Genomic DNA, 18,806 nt, shown 5'->3' with positions numbered 1-18,806 from the left:
AGGGCCCGGTCAGACCCTGGTCACCGACGAGATCGGCATCATGCCGACCGGGTCGTAGCGCACCGGGGCGCCCGGATAAGGGGCGTGGATGACGCGGCCGTTCCCGACGTACATCCCGACGTGGCTGGCGTCGGAGCGGTAGACGACGAGGTCGCCGGGGCGGGCCTGGGAGAGCGGCACCTGCCGGCCGGCGAAGCGCTGTTCCTGCGAGGTGCGCGGCAGGTGCACCCCGGCCCGCCCGTACGCCCACTGCATCAGACCCGAGCAGTCGAACCCGGAGGGTCCGTTGGCGCCCCACACGTACGGCCTGCCGAGGGCCGCGCGGGCGGCGGCGACCGCGGCGGCGGCCCGCCCCGAGGCCGGCACGGCGCCGCCGAGGTCGGCCAGGTCGGTGCGGCCGGAGCGCGAGGTGCGCTCGTAGGACGCGCGTTCGGCGTCCGGCAGGGAGTTGAGCAGCCGGCGCGCCTTGGCGAGCTTGTGCTCGACGGTCTTCTTGTGCCGGGCGACGGCGGCGCGGCTGCGCTCGAGTTCGGCCAGCTGCCGGGTCGCCTCGGCGCGTTCCTGGGCGAGTTCGCGCAGGGCGCCCTGCAGCTCGTGCAGTTGGCCCGCCTGATGGGCGGTGATCCGGTCGAGCACGGAGGCCTTGTCCAGGTAGTCGTCGGGGTCGGCGGAGAACAGCAGCGCCACGGCCGGGTCCATGCCGCCGGAGCGGTACTGGGCGCCGGCCAGCGAACCCAGCGTGTCCCGCAGGGCGTTGACCTTCTCCTGCTGACGGGCGATCAGATCCTGGCTGTCGCCCACCTGCCGGCGCAGCGTGTCGGTGCGCTCGTCGGCCTTGTTGTACGCCTCGGTGGCCTTCTCGGCCTCCTCGTAGAGGCGGTCGACCTCGGCCCGGGCGTCGCCCTGCGGCGCGGCCACGGCGGAACCGGCCGGTACGGCGCCGAGGGCGGCGGCCGCGACGGACAGCACACTGAGGGCGGCGCACGCGCCCCGGTCGAACCCGGAGTGCGCGAGGCGACGGCGATGGGAACCCACGGGAGGCCGCGCTCCTTCCACTGGGGAACAGGACTGCTCCCCGCGGCACCGGGTACACCGTGAACGGCGAAGGCCGGGGGAAACGCGGCAGACAGTAGCCCCGCCACGGGCCGGCGGCCAAAGACCGCCGCGGCCACACACGGTGACGCCCCGCCGCTGACGCAGGTCATCGGCGGGGCGTGGGGTCATTTCCCGTCGCCACGATTCGCCCGTTCGGGCGGCACGACGTGTTGATCTTGTCGAGTCCGAGGTGTCCCGGCGGGTGACGCCAGGGTCAGATCCGCACGCCGAACTGGAACGGCATGTTGTTGATCGACTCGTAGCGCACGACGGTGCCGGTGCGCGGGGCGTGCAGCACCTGGCCGTTGCCCGCGTACAGGCCGACGTGGTGCAGGTCGCCGTAGAAGAGCACCAGGTCGCCCACCTGGAGGTCGCTCATGGAGTAGATGCGCGTGCCGGCGTTCGCCTGGGCCTGGGAGGTGCGGGGAATGGAGACGCCGGCCTGGGCGTAGGCCCAGGAGGTCAGGCCCGAGCAGTCGAAGGAGGACGGGCCGGAGGCGCCGTAGACGTACGGCGAGCCGAGCTTGGACTGGGCGGCGGAGAAGGCGGCGGCGGCGCGGCCGGAGGCGGCCTTGGAGTTGCCGAGGTCGACGCGGCTGCTCGCGGAGCGGCTGGCGCGGGCGTCCTCGGCGGCCATGGCGGCCTTCTCGGCGGCGGTCAGGGAGTTGAGCAGCTTCTGCGCCTCGGCGAGCTTGCCCTGGACTTCCTTCTTCTTCTTGCCCAGCTCGGTGCGGGTGGTGGAGAGGTCCTTGAGCTTCGCGGCGGCCTCGGAGCGCTCCTGGGCGAGCTGACGCTGCTTCTCCTGGATCTTCTTCAGCGCCTCGACCTGCTGGCCGCTCAACTGGTCGAGCGTGGAGGCCTTGTCGAGGTAGTCGTCCGGGTCGGCGGAGAGGAACAGCTGGACGGAGGAGTCGATGCTGCCGCTGCGGTACTGGGCGGCGGCCGCCTGGCCTATGCCGTCCCGCAGTTCGTTGAGCTCCTCCTGGCCGCGCGCCACGTTGTCCTGGATGGTGGAGATGTCCTTCTGGAGTCTCTCCTGCTTCTCCTTGGCGCCGTTGTACTTCTCGGTGGCCTGCTCGGCCTCCTCGTAGAGCTTGTCGACCTTGGCCTTGACCTCGTCCTTGCTCGGCTTCTCGCTGGGCGCCGCGCTGGCCGCCTGAGCGCTGATGGCGACGGCAGCGGCGGCTGCGGTGGTCAGCACGGTCACACGTGCACGGCTCGGCTGCTTGGGTCGACGGTGGGACGCCACGGAGGCGAACTCCTTCTTGTGAGTGATCACCCGTTCGGAGGTTCGATGGCAGACCCTAGTGACCTTCTTGTGATCATTCAAATCCTCACAGCAAAAAATCCGGCCCCGCCATGCATTCTTTGCACACAACTCACCAGGGGTGACACCGGATTGACCGTCCGTGGAGCGCCAGGAGCCTCAATTCGGGCATTGAGGCCGTGCGTTCACCTTCTAGGACAGTCGCTTGAGGAGTACCGCAGAAGCCACCGGCCGGGCACCGGCCCGCGCGACGCCGTCGGCCACCTCACGGTCGGTGGAGGCGACGATGACCGGACGGCCGGGCGGCTCGGCGCGCACCAGCTGACGGATCAGCTCGTCCGCCGTCACGCCCGGCTTGGAGAACAGCACCCGCACCCCGCGCGGCGGCGCCAGCAGCACCGGCGCCACCAGCTCGGCCCCGTCGAAGACACAGGTGACCTCGGCGCCGGTCTGCGCGGCGAGTGCGGACAGCTGCCCGAGGAGCCTCAGACGCTGCTTCTCCAGCGGCATCTGGGGATAGCCGGTCTTCGTGACGTTGTAGCCGTCGACGACCAGGTGTGCCTGCGGCAGGGCGAGCAACTGGTCGAGGATCGCCGGGTCGTTCTCGGACAGGGCGCGCGCCGCGATGTCCTTCGGCGTCATCCGCCCCGGCTCGACGGCGTCCACGGTCTCGGCCGGGCGCACGGACACCGGCGGCAGGGCGAGTTCCCGCCGCAGCCCCTGAGTGGCGTCCAGCAGGGTGTCCAGCAGCAGCCGGACCCGCATGTCCTCGACGCTGCGGCCCTCGCGCGCCGCGCGGCGGGTCGCCTCCAGGGCGGCCTCCGCCTCGCTGAGGCGCGCCTTCAGGCGCCGTGACTCGCTCTCCGCCGCGGACACCTGCGCCTGCCCCTCGGCGCGTACGGTCTCCATCTCGGCCTGCACCTTGCGCACGGCCGCCGCACCGCGCTTGACGTCGCTGAGGGCGGCGCGCAGCTTACGGTGAAGCGATTCCGCTTCCTTCTTGGCCTGGTCCAGCTCCGCGCGCAGCCGCTCGGTCTCGGCCCGGGTGTGCTCCTTCGTCTGCGCGAGCAGCTCGCGCAGCCGCTCCAGCTCGGCGCGGCTCTCCTCGTCGGCGCGCTCGGCGTGGGCGCGCTGCGCCTCCTCGCCGGCCGCCGTGACCAGCTTGACCCAGCCCGCCGGCCGCAGAACATAGGCCGCGGCCGCCACGTCGAGCGGGTCCGCGGCCGGGGGCGGCGAGCCGGAGTCCAGGGCGCCGGCCAGTTCCGGCTGCGCTTCTCTGAACTTCTCGCCGATCCGCTGCCGGAACAGCGGATCCGTCTCCAGCGCGGCCGCCATCGCGTTCCCGGCGAACTTGGCCCGCCGGTTCGGCGCGAACCGCGCGTACTGCCGAAGCTGTGCGGGCAGTTCGCCGACGGTCAGTCCGCCGAAGCCGTCCGCGACGATCTGGACGACTTTGCGGCGCACGCCGTCGGGCAGCGGACGGTCGAGCACCTCAGCGGCGCCGTCGCCCGGCCCCCCGCCTGCGGTCTCCACCATCCGTCACTCCTGTACCTGTCGTACGTTTCCCTGTCGGCCGTGAGGGGCGCTCTGCTCAGGCCTCGGCCGCGGGCCGGTCCACGAGCTCCACCTGGTCCACGGCGTTGCACCAGCGGCAGCGCACCGACTCGATGGTCTCACTGAGCACCTCGCGCTCCTCGACCTTGGGCTCGCCCGCGAGATCGAGGTGCACGTACTCGACGACCTTCGACGAGCGGGTCACGTCGAAGCGGGTGAGGTTGCCGCAGAGCGTGCAGCGCCACCGCGTCGTGGCGGTCGGCAGGGGAACCGTCATCGTGACTGTTCGCTTTCTTCCAGTGTCGGTGACGCACCGGGCTCCCCGGTGCGTGTGGCTCGTAACCCTACGGCCTGGCGGTGACTCGCCGCTGGTCCGTCCACGGCGGCGAGGCGGCCTCGTCCGATGCGTCCCGTTACGTCATGCTCTGTAGACATGATCGGCAACTGGACGACCGCGGTCGGCAAGGCGACCAGGACCCTCCGGCGCACCTCGGCCCCGGTGACGTACGCACTGATCGCCGCGTGCTGCCTGATCTTCCTGCTGGGGCCGGCGGCGGGTGTGAACCCGGCCTACGGCCACGGTGACGAGCTGCTCACCGCCCAGCGGGCCTGGTTCCGGCGCTGGGGCGTGGTCCCGGCCGAACTCCTCCGGGGCTCCCCGCGAGCGGCCCTGACGCCCGTGACCGCCCTGTTCGTGCACGGCAGCTGGGTGCATCTGCTCGGCAACATGCTCTTCCTCTACGTCTTCGGAGCGATGACCGAGGAACGGATGGGCCGCGGCCGGTTCGTCGTGTTCTACGTCGGCTGCGGCTGTCTGGCCCTGCTGGGATACGCCGCCGCACACGCCGCATCCGAGCAGTCGCTCGTCGGCGCCTCGGGGGCGATCTCGGCGGTCCTCGGCGCGTTTCTCTCCCTCTTTCCCCGCGCCCGGGTGACCAGTCTCCTGCCGTTCCTGTTCTTTGTGCCGCTGCGCTTCCCGGCGTGGGTCGTCCTGCCGTTCTGGGCGGCGCTGCAATGGCTGGCGGCGGGGCGGGCCACCCAGGGCCCGGGGGTGGCGTACCTGGCCCATCTGATCGGGTTCGGGCTGGGCTTCCTGGTCGCGTGGGTCCTCTTCCGGAAGGACAGGGGCGCGAAGCGGGGCCCGGGAGGGGCGGTGGTGGGCGACGGGCGGGCGACTAGAGTGAAAGCCGCCCCTGCTCCGGCCCCCGAGGGAGAGAACCAGCCGTGATCACCGCGATCGTCCTCATCAAGACCAGCGTGGACCGGATCCCCGAGATCGCCGAGCAGATCGCTTCGCTGGAATCGGTGAGCGAGGTGTTCTCCGTGACGGGCACGTACGACCTGATCGCCATGGTGCGGGTGCGCCGGCACGAGGACCTCGCGGAGGTCATTCCGGGGCGGATCAGCAAGATCCCCGGCGTGGAGGGCACGGACACGCACGTCGCTTTTCGCACGTACTCCCAGCACGACCTGGAGGCGGCGTTCGCCATCGGTCTGGACTCCTGACCGGGCGCACACCGCCTCACCGGGCGCTACGGCACCTCAGACCGCCGGCACGCAGCGGCCGTCCTCCGTCCGGTACGTCCACTGGGCGCCCTGGGTGACCAGTTCCCGCACCGCCGTGACGAAGCGCTCGACGTGCTCGTCGGGCGTGCCCGCGCCGAAGCTCACACGGATGGCGTTGAGGGACTTCTCGCCGGGGGCCGCCTCGGGGGCGCCGCACTCGCCCTGGGTCTGGGGGTCGCTGCCGAGCAGGGTGCGCACCAAGGGGTGGGCGCAGAAGAGGCCGTCGCGGACGCCGATGCCGTACTCGGCGGACAGGGCCGCGGCGAAGTGGGAGCTGTTCCAGCCCTCGACGACGAACGAGATCACACCGACCCGGGGGGCGTCGTCGCCGAAGAGGGAGAGGATCCGCACCTCCGGCACGTCGGCCAGGCCCTCGCGGACCGTGGCGATCAGGTGCTGCTCGCGCGCGACCAGGGTGTCCCAGCCGGCCTCGGTCAGCGCCTTGCAGGCGGAGGCGATGGAGTAGGCGCCGATCACGTTCGGGGAGCCGGCCTCATGACGGGCGGCGCTGTCGTGCCACTCCACGTCCACTCCCCCGTCCTCGCGCCGGGCGACCTTGCGGCTGGCACCGCCGCCCGCGAGGTAGGGGTCGGCGGCCTGGAGCCAGTCGGCGCGCCCGGCGAGGACGCCGGAGCCGAAGGGGGCGTACAGCTTGTGGCCGGAGAAGGCGACCCAGTCGACGTCGAGGTCGCGCACGCTCACCGGGTGGTGCGGCGCCAGCTGGGCGGCGTCCAGGACGATCCGCGCACCGTGGGCGTGCGCGGCGGCCGCCAGCTCGCGCACCGGCCACAGCTCGCCGGTGACGTTGGAGGCACCGGTGACGCAGACCAGGGCCGGGCCGTGGCCCCCTTCGATCGACTCGGTGCGGCCGGCGAGGGCGCGCTCCAGGGTCTCGACGGCCTGCTGCGGGGTGCGCGGGGCGTTGAGGTAGGTGACCTTGGCGTGCTGCCAGGGCAGCAGCGAGGCGTGGTGCTCGGTCTCGAAGACGAAGACCTGGCAGTCGGCCGGGATCGCCCGGGCCAGCAGGTTGAGCGAGTCCGTGGTGGAGCGGGTGAAGACGACCTGGTCGCCCTCGCGGCAGCCGAGGAACTCCGCGACCGTGTTCCGGGCGTTCTCGAACAGGTCGGTGGACAGCTGGGAGAGGTAGCCGGCACCGCGGTGCACGCTGCCGTAGTACGGCGCGTACGCGGCCACGTCGTCCCAGACCCGCTGCAGGGCGGGGGCGCTGGCGGCGTAGTCGAGGGCGGCGTAGGTGACCTCGCCGCCGGTGACGAGCGGGACGGTGACATCCCGGCCCAGAACGGGCAGCGGGGCACAAACGGAACGGTCGGAGGCAGCGGTGGAGACAGACATGGCGGAACTCCCGTGAGGACGCGCGAGAAGGCGCGGGAAAGATACGAAGAAGGGTGTGCGGAGGCGGGGCTCGGCGGCCCTATCGCATTCGCTTGCTCACGGAAGACTCCTCGACGACCAGGACCCCTGGGTTCGCGAGGGGTCCGCGCTTGCCGCAGACCTTGCTGACTGCGGCCTGGTCTTCACCCGGGGCACCCCGCCACGGACGGAGGGTTGCCGGACAGTCGGCCGGGGCCTCATGACTGTCACTCATGACCTGGTCAAGGAACGTAACGGAAGTGATCGGCGTCCCGCAACCCGAGTCCGGATCGCGGGACGCGTCTCAGTCGACGCTAGGAGTTGCTGGCCGCCACCCAGCGCTCCAGCGTGCGCTTGGCCGACCCGGAGTCGATGGAGTGGGCCGCCTTCGCCATGGCGGTGCGGATCTGTTCCGTCAGGGGTGCGTCGGTCGGCGCCAGGGCGACCAGCGCGGCCGCCGAGTTGAGCACGACGGCGTCCCGGACGGGGCCCTGCTCGCCGTCCAGCAGGCGCCGGGCCACCTCGGCGTTGTAGGACGCGTCGGCGCCGCGCAGGGCCTCCACGGGGGCAAGGTCGATGCCGACCTCCCGCGGGTCGAAGGTCTCCTCGGTGACCTTGCCGTCGCGGACGATCCAGACCCGGGACGTGGCGGTGATCGTCAGCTCGTCCAGGCCGTCGTCGCCCCGGAAGACCAGGGAGGAGTTGCCGCGCTCCGCGAAGACGCCGGCCACGATGGGCGCCATCTTCGCGTCGGCGACGCCGACGGCCTGCGCCCGCACCTTCGCCGGGTTGGTCAGCGGACCCAGCACGTTGAAGGTGGTGCGGATGCCCAACTGGCCGCGGGCGGCGGCCACATGACGCAGCGCCGGGTGGAACTTCACCGCGAAGCAGAAGGTGATGCCCGCCTCCTCGGCCACCTGGGGCACCCGGTGCAGCGGCAGGTTGAGATTGACGCCGAGCTTCTCCAGCACGTCCGAGGCGCCGGAGGCCGAGGACGCGGCACGGTTGCCGTGCTTGACGACCTTCGCGCCCGTGCCGGCCACGACGATCGAGGACATCGTGGAGATGTTCACCGTCTTCGCGCCGTCGCCGCCGGTGCCGACGATGTCGACGGTCGGACCGGGCACCTCGATGACGTTGGCGTGGTCGTACATCGCCCGGACGAGACCGGTGATCTCCTCGACCGTCTCGCCCTTGGCCCGCAGCGCGACCGCGAATCCGGCGATCTGCGCGTCGGTGGCCTCGCCGCGCATGATCTGGTCCATCGCCCAGGCGGTGTCCTCGGCGCTCTGGTCACGGCCCTCCAGCAGGCCGTTCAGCACGCGGGGCCAGGAACGGCCCGCCGCGGTGTCGCCTCCAGCGGGGGTCACAGCGCTCATCAGCCGCTCCTGGTCGTCTCACACATCGAATGACACCTCCACCCTATCCAGCCCCGGCCACGGCGAAGGGCCCCGTCCGAACCCCGGACGGGGCCTGCACCACGGGCGCAAAACGGCCGTCGCCCCCTTCGCTGCGAACCCACGGCCGACCCCACTACGTCACCGCCCCCTCTGTCCCGGCCAGGCCCCTCTGTCCCGGCCCGGCACCTCGAAGCCGGACCGGGCAAGGCAACCCGCCGGGCAAGCGAGGCCCCGGCAGAGCAACCTGCCGGGCAGGCGACCCCCGGGCGGGGCCACCCGCCGGGCACGGCGCCCCCCGGGCAGGGCTACCCCCCGGGCACGGCGCCCCCCGGGCACGGCGAAGGGCCCCGTCCGAACCCCGGACGGGGCCTGCACCACGGGCGCAAAATGGCCGTCGCCCCCCTCGCTGCGAACCCACGGCCGACCCCACTACGTCACCGCCCCCTCTGTCCCGGCCCGGCACCTCGAAGCCGGACCGGGCAAGGCAACCCGCCGGGCAAGCGAGGCCCCGGCAGAGCAACCCGCCGGGCACGGTGACCCCCTGGGCAGGGCTAACCGCCAGGCACGGCTACTGGCCGGGCACGGCGACCCCCGGGCACGGCGAAGGGCCCCGTCCCATCACCGGACGGGGCCTGCACCACGGGCGGCAGGACGGGCCGACGCCCCCTCGCCCCGAACCCGCGACCGACCCCACTACGTCACCGGCCCCCTCATCCCGGCCCGACACCTCGAAGCCCGACCGGGCAAGGCGACCCGCCGGGCACGGCGGCCCCCGGGCAGGGCTGCTCGCCGGGCACGGCGACCCGCCGGGTAGGCGACCTCCGGACAGGCAACCCGGCACGGCGGCCCCGGGCACGGCGAAGGGCCCCGTCCGAACACCGGACGGGGCCCTTCGACCGTGGCGTGGCTGACGCAGCGATCAGTGGTGGCCGTGGCCGCTCGTGATCTCCCTGTACTCCTCGGCGGTCGGCTTCGGAATCTGCGACTCCTCACCGAAGTACGCCTCGCTGAGCTTGGCGCGCAGCTTCTCGCCGCCCTTCAGCTTGCGCTCGACACCGTTCTCGTCGACCGTGGGGCCGATCTCGAGCGGCTGGTACTGCTCGTGCGCTGTGAGGGTGTGCAGCGCCTCCTGGCTGAGGGGCTCGTGGACCTCGATGAACTCACCGTGCGGCAGGCGCTTGATGGTGCCGGTCTCGCGACCGTGCAGCACCTTCTCCTTGTCCCGGCGCTGCAGGCCGAGGCAGATCCGCTTGGTGATCAGGAACGCGAGGACCGGTCCGACGAAGACGAAGATCCGCACGAACCAGGTGACCGCGTTGATCGACAGGTGGAAGTGCGTGGCCCACAGGTCGTTGCCGCCACCGATCAGCAGGGTCAGGTACACCGTCATCCAGGCGACGCCGAGACCCGTACGCGTCGGGGCGTTGCGCGGGCGGTCCAGGATGTGGTGCTCGCGCTTGTCACCGGTGACCCAGGCCTCGATGAACGGGTAGACCGCGATCGCCACCAGGACCAGCGGGAAGATCACCAGCGGGATGAACACACCGAGGACCAGCGTGTGACCCCAGAAGTTGATCTCCCAGCCCGGCATGAAGCGGATCAGACCCTCGGAGAAGCCCATGTACCAGTCGGGCTGGGCGCCCGTGGACACCTGGTCCGGCCGGTAGGGGCCCATGGCCCAGATCGGGTTGATCTGCGCGACCGCGGAGATGACCGCGATGACACCGAAGACCAGGAAGAAGAAGCCGCCCGCCTTCGCCATGTACACCGGAAGCAGCGGCATGCCGACGACGTTCTTGTTCGTCTTGCCGGGACCCGCGAACTGGGTGTGCTTGTGGTAGAAGACCAGGATCAGGTGGGCCACCATCAGGCCCAGCATGATGCCCGGCAGCAGCAGGATGTGGATCGAGTAGAAGCGGGCCACGAAGTCGCCGCCCGGGAACTCGCCGCCGAAGAGGAAGAACGACAGGTACGTGCCGACGATCGGCACGGACAGGATCGCGCCCTCCATGAAGCGGACACCGGTGCCGGAGAGCAGGTCGTCCGGGAGCGAGTAACCGGTGAAGCCGGTGAACATGCCCAGGACGAACAGCAGGAAGCCGAACAGCCAGTTGACCTCACGCGGCTTGCGGAACGCGCCCGTGAAGAACACGCGCATCATGTGCACGAACATGCCCGCGAGGAAGATCAGCGCGGCCCAGTGGTGGATCTGCCGGATCAGCAGACCACCGCGCACGTCGAAGGAGATGTGCAGGGTCGACCTGAACGCCTCGGACATCATCTGTCCCTGCAACGGGACATACGTGCCGTGGTACTCGACCTCGTTCATCGACGGGTGGAAGAACAGCGTCAGATAGACACCCGTCAGAATGATGATGAGGAAGCTGTACATGCACACTTCGCCCAACATGAACGACCAGTGGTCGGGGAAGATCTTGCGCATGTTCGACTTGGCGAGGGAGTAGATCCCCAGCCGGCCGTCGGCCCAGTCGGCGACGCGCTCGCCGGCCGGTGCCTTCCCGCGAGAGCGGGGTGCTTCGTTCGCTGCAGTACTCATCCGCGCTCCCAGAAAGCAGGACCGACGGGCTCTTCGAAGTCGCCGAGCGCCTCGAGGTAGCCCTCGTCGTTCACACCGATGCGCAGCTGCGGCAGGGCGTGACCAGCGGGACCGAAGATCACACGGGCACCGTCGGACAGGTCGAAGGTGGACTGGTGGCAGGGGCACAGCACGTGGTGCGTCTGCTGCTCGTACAGCGAGATCGGGCAACCGACGTGGGTGCAGATCTTGGAGTACGCCACGATGCCGTCGTGCGACCACTCCAGCTCACGCTTGTCCTTGATGTTCTCCGGCTGGAGCCGGACGATCATCAGGGCCGCCTTGGCGATCTCGGTCTGGAAGTCCTCGTCGTGCTCCTCCAGGCCCTCGGGCTTGGCGAAGGTGAGCGAACCGACCGCGACGTCCTCGGGACGCAGCGGCTCGTTCGTGTTCACGTTGACGAGGAGCTTGCCCTTGGACCACAGCGTGTGACGCAGGCTCGTCCCGGGCAGCGGACCGAGGTCGCGCAGCAGGAACAGGCCCGACAGCGGGACCAGGGTCAGCGCGCCGAACATCGTGTTGCGGATCAGCTTGCGCCGGCCCAGCGCCGACTCCTTGGCGCCCTGGCGGAAGTCCGCGTGGACCTTCGCCCGGACCTCCGGGGTGGCCTCGATGGGGTGACGCTCGTCGGCGACCTCCACGTCGGACATCAGGGTGCGGGCCCAGTGGACCGCGCCCGCGCCGATGCAGAACAGCGCCGTGCCGAGGGTCAGACCCAGCGCGAAGTTCATCGCGCTGAGGTGGCCGATCGGGAAGACGAAGATCGACTTGTGATGCGGGATCGTCACGTACGCGGCGATGAAGCCGAGGGTGGCCAGCATCGACACCGTGAACAGCAGGGCGACCACACGCTCGGACCGCTTGGCGGCCCGCTCGTCGATGTCCTGGATCCGGTGCTCGTGGGGCGGCAGGCCGGGGTCGGTGAACGGGTTCTCGCCGTCAGCGACGCCTACCGCGCCGTGCGCGTGGGCCTGCTCTGCGGGCAGGTTCTCTTCTGGAATGTCTTGGCTACTCATGACTTCTTGGCCTTTGCGGTCCGAGCGGCGACCCAGACGGCGACCGCGATCAGGGCGCCGAGGCCGAAGATCCAGGCGAACAGACCCTCACTGACCGGCCCGAGGCCGCCCAGCTCGAGACCACCCGGGTTCGTCGTATCGCTGCCGTTGACCGCGTGCAGGTACGCGATGATGTCCTTCTTGTTCTGCTCCGACATGGTGGTGTCGGGGAACGACGGCATGTTCTGCGGGCCCGTCTGCATGGCCTCGTAGATGTGCTTGGGGTCCACACCTTCGAGCGTCGGGGCGTACTTGCCGTTCGTCAGCGCGCCGCCCTTGCCGGTGAAGTTGTGGCACTGCGCGCAGTTGGTGCGGAACAGCTCGCCACCCTTGGCGATGTCCGCGCCCTCCGGGCCGTACTGCTGCTTCGTCGGGACGGCCGGGCCGGCGCCGAGCGAGGCCACGTAGGCCGCGATCTGGTCGATCTGGGCCTGCGTGTAGATGTTCTTCTTGCGCGGGATCTGGGCCATCTGCGAGGTGGAGGCCGGCATACGGCCGGTGCCCACCTGGAAGTCGACCGCGGCGGCGCCCACGCCGACCAGGCTCGGACCGTCGGAGGAGCCCTGACCGCCGGTGCCGTGGCAGCTGGCGCAGCCCACGGTGTAGAGCTTCTTGCCCTCGTCGATGGCGAGGGACTGGGAGGAGTCGTCGGCCTGCGCCTTGCCCGCGGGCGCGAACGCGGCGTACAGACCCCCCGTGGCCGCCAGCGCGAGGAGTAGGACGACGACCGCCGCCAGCGGATGGCGTCGTCGTGCGGAAAGCTTTTTCACGGATTACCCCGGTGTCAGGATCTTCAGCGTCGATGCTTCTGGGTGGTGCGTTGCGAGAACGCGCGTGGGATCTTCTCGCTACTTGATCAGGTAGATCGTGGCGAAGAGGCCGATCCAGACGACATCGACGAAGTGCCAGTAGTAGGACACGACGATGGCGGCGGTCGCCTGCTCGTGCGTGAACCTCTTGGCCGCGTAGGTACGGCCGAGGACCAGCAGGAAGGCGATGAGACCGCCCGTCACGTGCAGGCCGTGGAAGCCGGTGGTCAGGTAGAACACCGAACCGTACGGGTCCGAGGACAGCGAGATGCCGTCCTTCTTCACCAGCTCGGTGTACTCGTAGATCTGACCGCCGATGAAGATCGCACCCATGATGAAGGTGACGATGAACCAGCCCCGGAGCTTCTTCACATCCCCGCGCTCGGCCGCGAACACGCCGAGCTGGCAGGTGAGGGAGGAGAGCACCAGGATCGTGGTGTTCGTCGCGGAGAAGGGCACGTTCAGGGCATGCGCCATCTCCTTCCAGTGATCGGCACCCGTCACCGAACGCAGGGTGAAGTACATCGCGAAGAGGGCCGCGAAGAACATCAGCTCGGAACTCAGCCAGATGATGGTTCCGACGCTGGTGAGGTTCGGCCGATTGACCGACGGGTGCGCGTGCCCGGTATCTACTGTCGTTGCTGTCGCCACGACCGACATTATGTCGGTCGCTTATCCCGCCCTCACTCCGGGGGGTGCCGTTCGGAGTGTTCCCCGCGTGTGTACTGCCCGGATGGCCCATCGCAGAGGTGTTCCAACAGGTGTTGACGGGCTGCGCGAGGGAGTAGCATCCGCCGCAACGGGCTTGTCTCTTACGACGCTGACGTCTCGGAGGAACCATGCGGCCGACCGCCACGGTGCTGGTCTACAGCGACGACTCCAACACGCGGGAGCAGGTACGGCTCGCGACCGGGCGGCGGCCCGCGCCGGACGCCCCGGTGGTGGAGTTCATCGAGTGCGCGACGCCCGAGGCGGTCCTGCGGGAGATGGACAAGGGCGGCATCGACGCCTGTGTGCTGGACGGCGAGGCCGTGCCGATGGGCGGCATGGGGATGTGCCGGCAGCTCAAGGACGAGATCTTCCAGTGCCCGCCGGTGCTGGTGCTGATCGCACGGCCCCAGGACGCCTGGCTGGCGACGTGGAGCCGGGCGGATGCGGCGGTGGCGCTGCCGGTGGAGCCGGTGGAGTTCGCCGGGGCGCTGGCTTCCCTGCTGCGGCAGGAGCGGTTGCAGAGCGCCTAGCGGCTCGGGGCGCGAGGTCGTTGCGCGACTGCGGGCCGCTCGTGGCCGGTCGCGCCCACGCGGCGGAGCCGTATATCGACCCGGCCCCGCCCCTGAAATGGGTCACAGGGCCCTGGGCTGGAGCCTTGCCGCATCCTGCGTGACCGTCGTGTTGCTCTTCACGGCCGCGACGGCGCTGCCTGTGCGCCACTTCTTCCAGTCCAGGTTCCAGTCGCCGAAGCCGTTGCCGAAGGGTTCCATCGTCTCGCCGGCCGAGTTCACGACCTGGACGACGTCGCCCTCGCGGACGTGGTCGAAGAACCACTCGGCGTTGGCGGTGCTCATGCCGGTGCAGCCGTGGGAGACGTTGGCGTAGCCCTGGGAGCCGACGGACCACGGGGCGGCGTGGACGTACTCGCCGCTCCAGGTCACCCGGGTGGCGTAGTAGACCGGCAGGTCGTAGGAGTCCGCGCTGCCCTCGGCGATGCCGATGGTGGTGCCGCGCATCCGTACGAAGTACTCCTTGCCCAGGACGACCTTGACGCCGTTACGGGTGTCGAAGCCGGGCTTGCCGGTGGTGACGGGGAACTGTTCGACCTCCTCACCGTTCTTGTAGTACGTCAGCGTGTGCGCCGCGGCGTCCGTGACCGCGATGACCCGGTCGCCCGTGGAGAGCTTCACCGAGGCGGACTTGCCGCCCCACAGGCGGTCGCCGATCTTGATGCCGTCCAGGTTGCTGCGCACCTCGATGGTGGCGTGGGCGGGCCAGTACTCCTCGGGCCGGAAGTGGAGCTGCTTGTCGTCGACCCAGTACCAGGAGCCCTGCACCGCGGGGGTGGAGGTCACCTTCAGGGCGCGTTCGACGACGGCCCGCTGGTTCTTGTCCTTGATGGGCTGGCTCAGCTCGGCGGTGATGGGCTGTCCCACGCCGTAGGTGCCGGACTTGGGGCCGAACTTCACGGTGAGTGTCTTCTTCGACGTGGGCTTGCCGGTGTCGAAGGTGAGGACCTTGCGCCCGGGGGCGCCGTCGTCGTCCTCGGTACTCACCCGGACCGTGTAGTGGGCGTTGGCGGCCAGCGGCTCGGTGCTGTGCCAGCGGGTGCCGTCGGCCGAGAGTTCGCCCGCCACGAAGCGTCCTGTGGCGTCCACGGCGGTGACGTCCGTGATCCGGTCGTCGTCCTCGGCGGTGACTTCCAGGGGCTTGTCCGGGTCGGCCTTCTTCCCGTCCCCTGAGGGGCCGTTGAAGGCGATCTGGTCGGCCGCGTCGTAGGGGCGGTCGGCGAGCGGGTTGCCGTCCGAGCCGCAGGCTGTGGCGGCCGCGCTCAGGGCGATCACCAGCAGCGTGCAGCCGACGGCTGTGCGGGGGCGGGAAGGCGTGCTCATGACTTCACGCTAGGAAGCTTCGTCAATGGCGGCGCGCGGGGTCACTCTCCCGAGTGACATGGATTACGGCGAACGGACACGCGGACCCCTGTGAACGCGTGAGCCCGGACGCTCCGTGAGGAGTGTCCGGGCTCAGCGGCGTTCAGCGCGTGTTACTGGGTGCGGTTCTCACCGCGGTAGTACTCGAAGACCCAGCCCCAGATGCCGATCAGGATGATCGGGACGGAGAAGTACAGCAGCCACCAGCCGACCGCTACGCCGAGGAAGGCGATCGCACCGCCGATGCCGAGGGCGAGCGGCTGCCAGCTGTGCGGGCTGAAGAAGCCCAGCTCACCCGCGTCGTCCGCGACGTCGGCCTCCTTGTTGTCCTGCGCACCGGTGTCGACCCGCTTGGCCGTGAAGCCGAGGTAGAAGCCGATCATGATGGACAGGCCGAAGGCCAGGAAGAGTGCGGTGGTACCGGCCGGCTCCTTCGACCACACGCCATACACGATGGCCATGATCAGCATGAAGGCGCTGAGCCAGATGAACATCTTGCCCTGGATCTTCACTTGCCGGCCTCCTTGCCGCCCGCGATGGCCTTCTCACCGTGGCCGGCGTGCGCCAGCTGGTCGAGCTCGGCGATCTCCGGGTGGTGCAGGTCGAACGCCGGGGATTCGCTGCGGATCCGCGGCAGGGTGAGGAAGTTGTGCCGCGGCGGCGGGCAGGAGGTGGCCCACTCCAGGGAGCGGCCGTAGCCCCACGGGTCGTCGACGCCGACCGGCTTGCCGTACTTGGCCGTCTTCCACACGTTGTAGAGGAAGGGCAGGATCGACAGGCCGAGCACGAAGGACGCGATCGTCGAGATCGTGTTCAGGGTGGTGAAGCCGTCCGCCGCCAGGTAGTCGGCGTAACGACGCGGCATGCCCTCGGCGCCCAGCCAGTGCTGGATCAGGAAGGTGCCGTGGAAACCGACGAACAGCAGCCAGAAGGTGATCTTGCCCAGGCGCTCGTCGAGCATCTTGCCGGTGAACTTCGGCCACCAGAAGTGGAAGCCGGAGAACATCGCGAAGACGACGGTGCCGAACACGACGTAGTGGAAGTGCGCCACCACGAAGTACGAGTCCGAGACGTGGAAGTCCATCGGCGGCGCGGCCAGGATGACACCGGTCAGACCACCGAAGGTGAAGGTGATCAGGAAGCCGGTCGCCCACAGCATCGGCGTCTCGAAGGACAGACTGCCCTTCCACATCGTGCCGATCCAGTTGAAGAACTTCACACCGGTCGGGACCGCGATCAGGAAGGTCATGAAGGAGAAGAACGGCAGCAGCACACCGCCGGTGACGTACATGTGGTGCGCCCACACCGTCACGGACAGACCGGCGATCGCGATGGTGGCCGCGATCAGACCCATGTAGCCGAACATCGGCTTACGCGAGAAGACCGGGATGACCTCGGAGATGATGCCGAAGAACGGCAGGGCGATGATGTACACCTCTGGGTGCCCGAAGAACCAGAAGAGGTGTTGCCACAGCAGTGCGCCGCCGTTGGTGGCGTCGAAGACGTGGGCGCCGAACTTGCGGTCCGCCTCCAGGGCGAACAGCGCGGCCGCGAGGACCGGGAAGGCCAGCAGGACCAGGACACCGGTCAGCAGCACGTTCCACACGAAGATCGGCATGCGGAACATCGTCATGCCCGGAGCGCGCATGCAGATGATCGTGGTGATGAAGTTGACCGAGCCGAGGATGGTGCCGAAGCCGGAGAAGGCCAGACCCATGATCCACATGTCGGCGCCGATGCCCGGCGAGCGGACCGCGTCCGACAGCGGGGAGTAGGCGAACCAGCCGAAGTCGGCCGCACCCTGCGGGGTGAGGAAGCCACCCACGGCGATCGTCGAGCCGAACAGGTACAGCCAGTAGGCGAACATGTTCAGCCGCGGGAAGGCGACGTCCGGGGCACCGATCTGGAGCGGCATGATCCAGTTGGCGAAGCCCGCGAACAGCGGCGTCGCGAACATCAGCAGCATGATCGTGCCGTGCATCGTGAACGCCTGGTTGAACTGCTCGTTCGACATGATCTGCAGGCCCGGGCGCGCCAGCTCGGCGCGCATGAGCAGCGCCATGACGCCACCGATGCAGAAGAACGCGAACGACGTGACCAGGTACAGCGTTCCGATGGTCTTGTGGTCGGTGGTGGTGAGCCACTTGACCACGACGTTGCCGGGCTGCTTGCGCCGCACCGGCAGCTCGTCCTCGTAATACGGCTTGTCGGCCGCCGAGGCACCCTGGGGTTCGTTGACGATGCTCACAGGACGTTCGACTCCCGGTTCTTCTCGTGCCCCGTCTGCGCGATGCCGGCGGGAACGTAACCGGTCTGCCCCTTCTTGACGAGGTCCTTCAGGTGCTGCTCGTAGCGCTCGGGAGAGACGACCTTCACGTTGAACAGCATCCGGGAGTGGTCGACGCCGCAGAGCTCGGCGCACTTGCCCCGGAAGGTGCCCTCCGCGTTGGGGGTCACCTGGAACGCGTTGGTGTGGCCCGGGATGACGTCCTGCTTCATCAGGAACGGCAGCACCCAGAACGAGTGGATGACGTCCCGCGACGTGAGGACGAACCGGACCGTCTTGCCCTTGGGGAGCCAGAGGGTCGGACCGGGGTTGTTCGTCTGCGGGTTCCGGGTGCCCGGGACACCGCAGTCGTAGACGCCGCCGGCGCCCGCCGGGAACGCCTTGGTGAACCGCTCCGGGATCGCGTTGAGTTCCGGGGCGGTCTTGGCGTCACCGGAGGAACCGTTGACGCTCTCGATGTAGTTGAAGCACCAGCTCCACTGGAAGCCGACCACGTTGACCGTGACGTCGGGCTTCTTGTCGAGGCTGAGCAGCTTCGACTCGTCGCGGGCGGTGAAGTAGAACAGCACCGAGACGATGAGGATCGGAACGACCGTGTACAGGGCCTCGATGGGGAGGTTGTAGCGGGTCTGCGGAGGAACCTCGATCTTGGTGCGGCTGCGCCGGTGGAAGAAAGCACTCCACAGAATCAGACCCCACACCAGCACGCCAACGGCGAGCGCGGCAGCCCAGGAACCCTGCCACAGGGAGAGGATCCGCGGAGCCTCTTCCGTGGTCGGGGTGGGCATACCAAGGCGGGGGAAGTCCTTGTATGTGCAACCGGTTGCGGTCGCCAGGACCAGGCCCGCGGTCAGTGCCTGCAGCAGCTTCCGCCGCATCGGGCGCCGCGGCGAGCGGTCGGAGCCGTTGGGACTCACGTAGCGCCTTCCCGAGAGTCTCGCCCGCGCTGTTCGGCTGCGGCCTTCTCGCTGGTCGGTCGCCGCCCTGCGTCGGGCAGGGGTTTGGATGTTTATGCGGACCAAACCCTAGCCGACGCTCTCCGAGGGTTCGCGGGGAGGGGTGCCTAGTGAAGGGGGTGGTTCGCTGGATTGGCGGCTGCGGGCCCGTCGGGGCTGGTCGCGCCCCGCGGCGGAGCCGCTATGTGCACAGCCCCGCGCCCCTTGA

17 protein-coding genes and 1 riboswitch are annotated in these 18,806 nt (G+C 69.5%); of the genes, 3 read left to right on the top strand and 14 right to left on the bottom strand.

Annotated features, from left to right (window positions below):
• Positions 1 to 9: 9 nt before the first annotated feature.
• The 4 genes from ACZ67Q_RS10560 to ACZ67Q_RS10545 form a co-directional block, all read right to left on the bottom strand.
• Positions 10 to 1,035, bottom strand: coding sequence for a C40 family peptidase (locus tag ACZ67Q_RS10560; RefSeq protein ID WP_471179216.1), 1,026 nt, complete (start codon positions 1,033 to 1,035; stop codon positions 10 to 12).
• 274 nt (positions 1,036 to 1,309) lie between these two features.
• Entirely contained in the window at positions 1,310 to 2,344 is a 1,035-nt protein-coding gene (locus ACZ67Q_RS10555) for a C40 family peptidase (RefSeq protein ID WP_471180088.1), read from the bottom strand.
• Positions 2,345 to 2,554: 210 nt separating this feature from the next.
• Positions 2,555 to 3,898 carry an NYN domain-containing protein gene (locus ACZ67Q_RS10550; RefSeq protein WP_471179214.1) on the bottom strand — a complete coding sequence of 448 codons (1,344 nt, stop codon included), beginning with the start codon at positions 3,896 to 3,898 and terminating at the stop codon, positions 2,555 to 2,557.
• A 55-nt stretch (positions 3,899 to 3,953) separates the two neighbouring features.
• Positions 3,954 to 4,193: a hypothetical protein gene (locus ACZ67Q_RS10545; protein ID WP_361632678.1), complete on the bottom strand. Its 240-nt coding sequence runs from the start codon at positions 4,191 to 4,193 to the stop codon at positions 3,954 to 3,956.
• A 156-nt stretch (positions 4,194 to 4,349) separates the two neighbouring features.
• On the opposite strand from ACZ67Q_RS10545, the gene ACZ67Q_RS10540 reads away from it, so the two are divergent.
• Both ACZ67Q_RS10540 and ACZ67Q_RS10535 read left to right on the top strand, forming a co-directional pair.
• Complete coding sequence (locus tag ACZ67Q_RS10540; protein WP_471179210.1) at positions 4,350 to 5,144, top strand: rhomboid family intramembrane serine protease; 795 nt, start codon at positions 4,350 to 4,352, stop codon at positions 5,142 to 5,144.
• Entirely contained in the window at positions 5,141 to 5,422 is a 282-nt protein-coding gene (locus ACZ67Q_RS10535; protein ID WP_361632674.1) for an Lrp/AsnC family transcriptional regulator, read from the top strand. Before ACZ67Q_RS10540 ends, ACZ67Q_RS10535 begins: the two co-directional genes overlap by 4 nt.
• 36 nt (positions 5,423 to 5,458) lie before the next feature.
• Here ACZ67Q_RS10535 and ACZ67Q_RS10530 read toward each other — a convergent pair whose 3' ends face one another.
• The 6 genes from ACZ67Q_RS10530 to ctaE form a co-directional block, all read right to left on the bottom strand.
• Positions 5,459 to 6,835: an aminotransferase class V-fold PLP-dependent enzyme gene (locus ACZ67Q_RS10530; protein ID WP_471179208.1), complete on the bottom strand. Its 1,377-nt coding sequence runs from the start codon at positions 6,833 to 6,835 to the stop codon at positions 5,459 to 5,461.
• 140 nt (positions 6,836 to 6,975) lie between these two features.
• A riboswitch (SAM riboswitch) is annotated at positions 6,976 to 7,092 on the bottom strand.
• Between the two features lie 75 nt (positions 7,093 to 7,167).
• Complete coding sequence (gene trpD / locus ACZ67Q_RS10525) at positions 7,168 to 8,232, bottom strand: anthranilate phosphoribosyltransferase (protein WP_471179206.1); 1,065 nt, start codon at positions 8,230 to 8,232, stop codon at positions 7,168 to 7,170.
• 940 nt (positions 8,233 to 9,172) lie between these two features.
• On the bottom strand, positions 9,173 to 10,810 hold the full coding sequence (gene qcrB / locus ACZ67Q_RS10520; RefSeq protein WP_471179203.1) for a cytochrome bc1 complex cytochrome b subunit: 1,638 nt from the start codon (positions 10,808 to 10,810) through the stop codon (positions 9,173 to 9,175).
• Positions 10,807 to 11,865 (bottom strand): cytochrome bc1 complex Rieske iron-sulfur subunit, encoded by a 1,059-nt coding sequence (gene qcrA, locus ACZ67Q_RS10515; RefSeq protein WP_471179201.1) that lies wholly within the window; start codon positions 11,863 to 11,865, stop codon positions 10,807 to 10,809. The genes qcrB and qcrA overlap by 4 nt, the downstream gene beginning before the upstream one ends.
• The gene (qcrC, locus tag ACZ67Q_RS10510) at positions 11,862 to 12,674 is read right to left on the bottom strand and encodes a cytochrome bc1 complex diheme cytochrome c subunit (protein WP_471179199.1); all 813 of its coding nucleotides are present in this window, start codon (positions 12,672 to 12,674) and stop codon (positions 11,862 to 11,864) included. Before qcrC ends, qcrA begins: the two co-directional genes overlap by 4 nt.
• Positions 12,675 to 12,752: 78 nt before the next feature.
• On the bottom strand, positions 12,753 to 13,373 hold the full coding sequence (ctaE, locus tag ACZ67Q_RS10505) for an aa3-type cytochrome oxidase subunit III (RefSeq protein WP_361632662.1): 621 nt from the start codon (positions 13,371 to 13,373) through the stop codon (positions 12,753 to 12,755).
• Between the two features lie 179 nt (positions 13,374 to 13,552).
• Here ctaE and ACZ67Q_RS10500 point away from each other — a divergent pair, with 179 nt between their 5' ends.
• Positions 13,553 to 13,954 (top strand): response regulator, encoded by a 402-nt coding sequence (locus ACZ67Q_RS10500; RefSeq protein ID WP_471179196.1) that lies wholly within the window; start codon positions 13,553 to 13,555, stop codon positions 13,952 to 13,954.
• Between the two features lie 102 nt (positions 13,955 to 14,056).
• On the opposite strand, the gene ACZ67Q_RS10495 is transcribed toward ACZ67Q_RS10500, so the two are convergent.
• From ACZ67Q_RS10495 to ctaC, 4 genes are all read right to left on the bottom strand, one after another.
• A complete protein-coding gene (locus tag ACZ67Q_RS10495) occupies positions 14,057 to 15,316 on the bottom strand; it encodes a L,D-transpeptidase (RefSeq protein ID WP_471179194.1) in 1,260 nt (419 codons plus the stop codon).
• 152 nt (positions 15,317 to 15,468) lie between these two features.
• On the bottom strand, positions 15,469 to 15,867 hold the full coding sequence (locus ACZ67Q_RS10490) for a cytochrome c oxidase subunit 4 (RefSeq protein WP_471179191.1): 399 nt from the start codon (positions 15,865 to 15,867) through the stop codon (positions 15,469 to 15,471).
• Positions 15,864 to 17,603: an aa3-type cytochrome oxidase subunit I gene (gene ctaD / locus ACZ67Q_RS10485; protein ID WP_471179189.1), complete on the bottom strand. Its 1,740-nt coding sequence runs from the start codon at positions 17,601 to 17,603 to the stop codon at positions 15,864 to 15,866. The genes ACZ67Q_RS10490 and ctaD overlap by 4 nt, the downstream gene beginning before the upstream one ends.
• Complete coding sequence (gene ctaC / locus ACZ67Q_RS10480) at positions 17,600 to 18,559, bottom strand: aa3-type cytochrome oxidase subunit II (protein ID WP_471179186.1); 960 nt, start codon at positions 18,557 to 18,559, stop codon at positions 17,600 to 17,602. The genes ctaD and ctaC overlap by 4 nt, the downstream gene beginning before the upstream one ends.
• Between the last annotated feature and the right edge of the window lie 247 nt (positions 18,560 to 18,806).

The organism is Streptomyces sp. NPDC036813 (assembly GCF_055609245.1).
Note: the sequence above shows the minus strand (reverse complement) of the source record. Positions and strands in the feature narration are given on the sequence as shown.

What these genes read in the sequence shown, in the direction of transcription:
- ACZ67Q_RS10530 (WP_471179208.1), bottom strand. Translation starts at nt 6,835, where the DNA reads ATGTCTGTCTCCACCGCTGCCTCCGACCGTTCCGTTTGTGCCCCGCTG.
- ACZ67Q_RS10495 (WP_471179194.1), bottom strand. Translation starts at nt 15,316, where the DNA reads ATGAGCACGCCTTCCCGCCCCCGCACAGCCGTCGGCTGCACGCTGCTG.
- trpD (WP_471179206.1), bottom strand. Translation starts at nt 8,232, where the DNA reads ATGAGCGCTGTGACCCCCGCTGGAGGCGACACCGCGGCGGGCCGTTCC.
- qcrA (WP_471179201.1), bottom strand. Translation starts at nt 11,865, where the DNA reads ATGAGTAGCCAAGACATTCCAGAAGAGAACCTGCCCGCAGAGCAGGCC.
- ctaE (WP_361632662.1), bottom strand. Translation starts at nt 13,373, where the DNA reads ATGTCGGTCGTGGCGACAGCAACGACAGTAGATACCGGGCACGCGCAC.
- ACZ67Q_RS10500 (WP_471179196.1), top strand. Translation starts at nt 13,553, where the DNA reads ATGCGGCCGACCGCCACGGTGCTGGTCTACAGCGACGACTCCAACACG.
- qcrB (WP_471179203.1), bottom strand. Translation starts at nt 10,810, where the DNA reads ATGAGTACTGCAGCGAACGAAGCACCCCGCTCTCGCGGGAAGGCACCG.
- ACZ67Q_RS10550 (WP_471179214.1), bottom strand. Translation starts at nt 3,898, where the DNA reads ATGGTGGAGACCGCAGGCGGGGGGCCGGGCGACGGCGCCGCTGAGGTG.
- ACZ67Q_RS10540 (WP_471179210.1), top strand. Translation starts at nt 4,350, where the DNA reads ATGATCGGCAACTGGACGACCGCGGTCGGCAAGGCGACCAGGACCCTC.
- ACZ67Q_RS10545 (WP_361632678.1), bottom strand. Translation starts at nt 4,193, where the DNA reads ATGACGGTTCCCCTGCCGACCGCCACGACGCGGTGGCGCTGCACGCTC.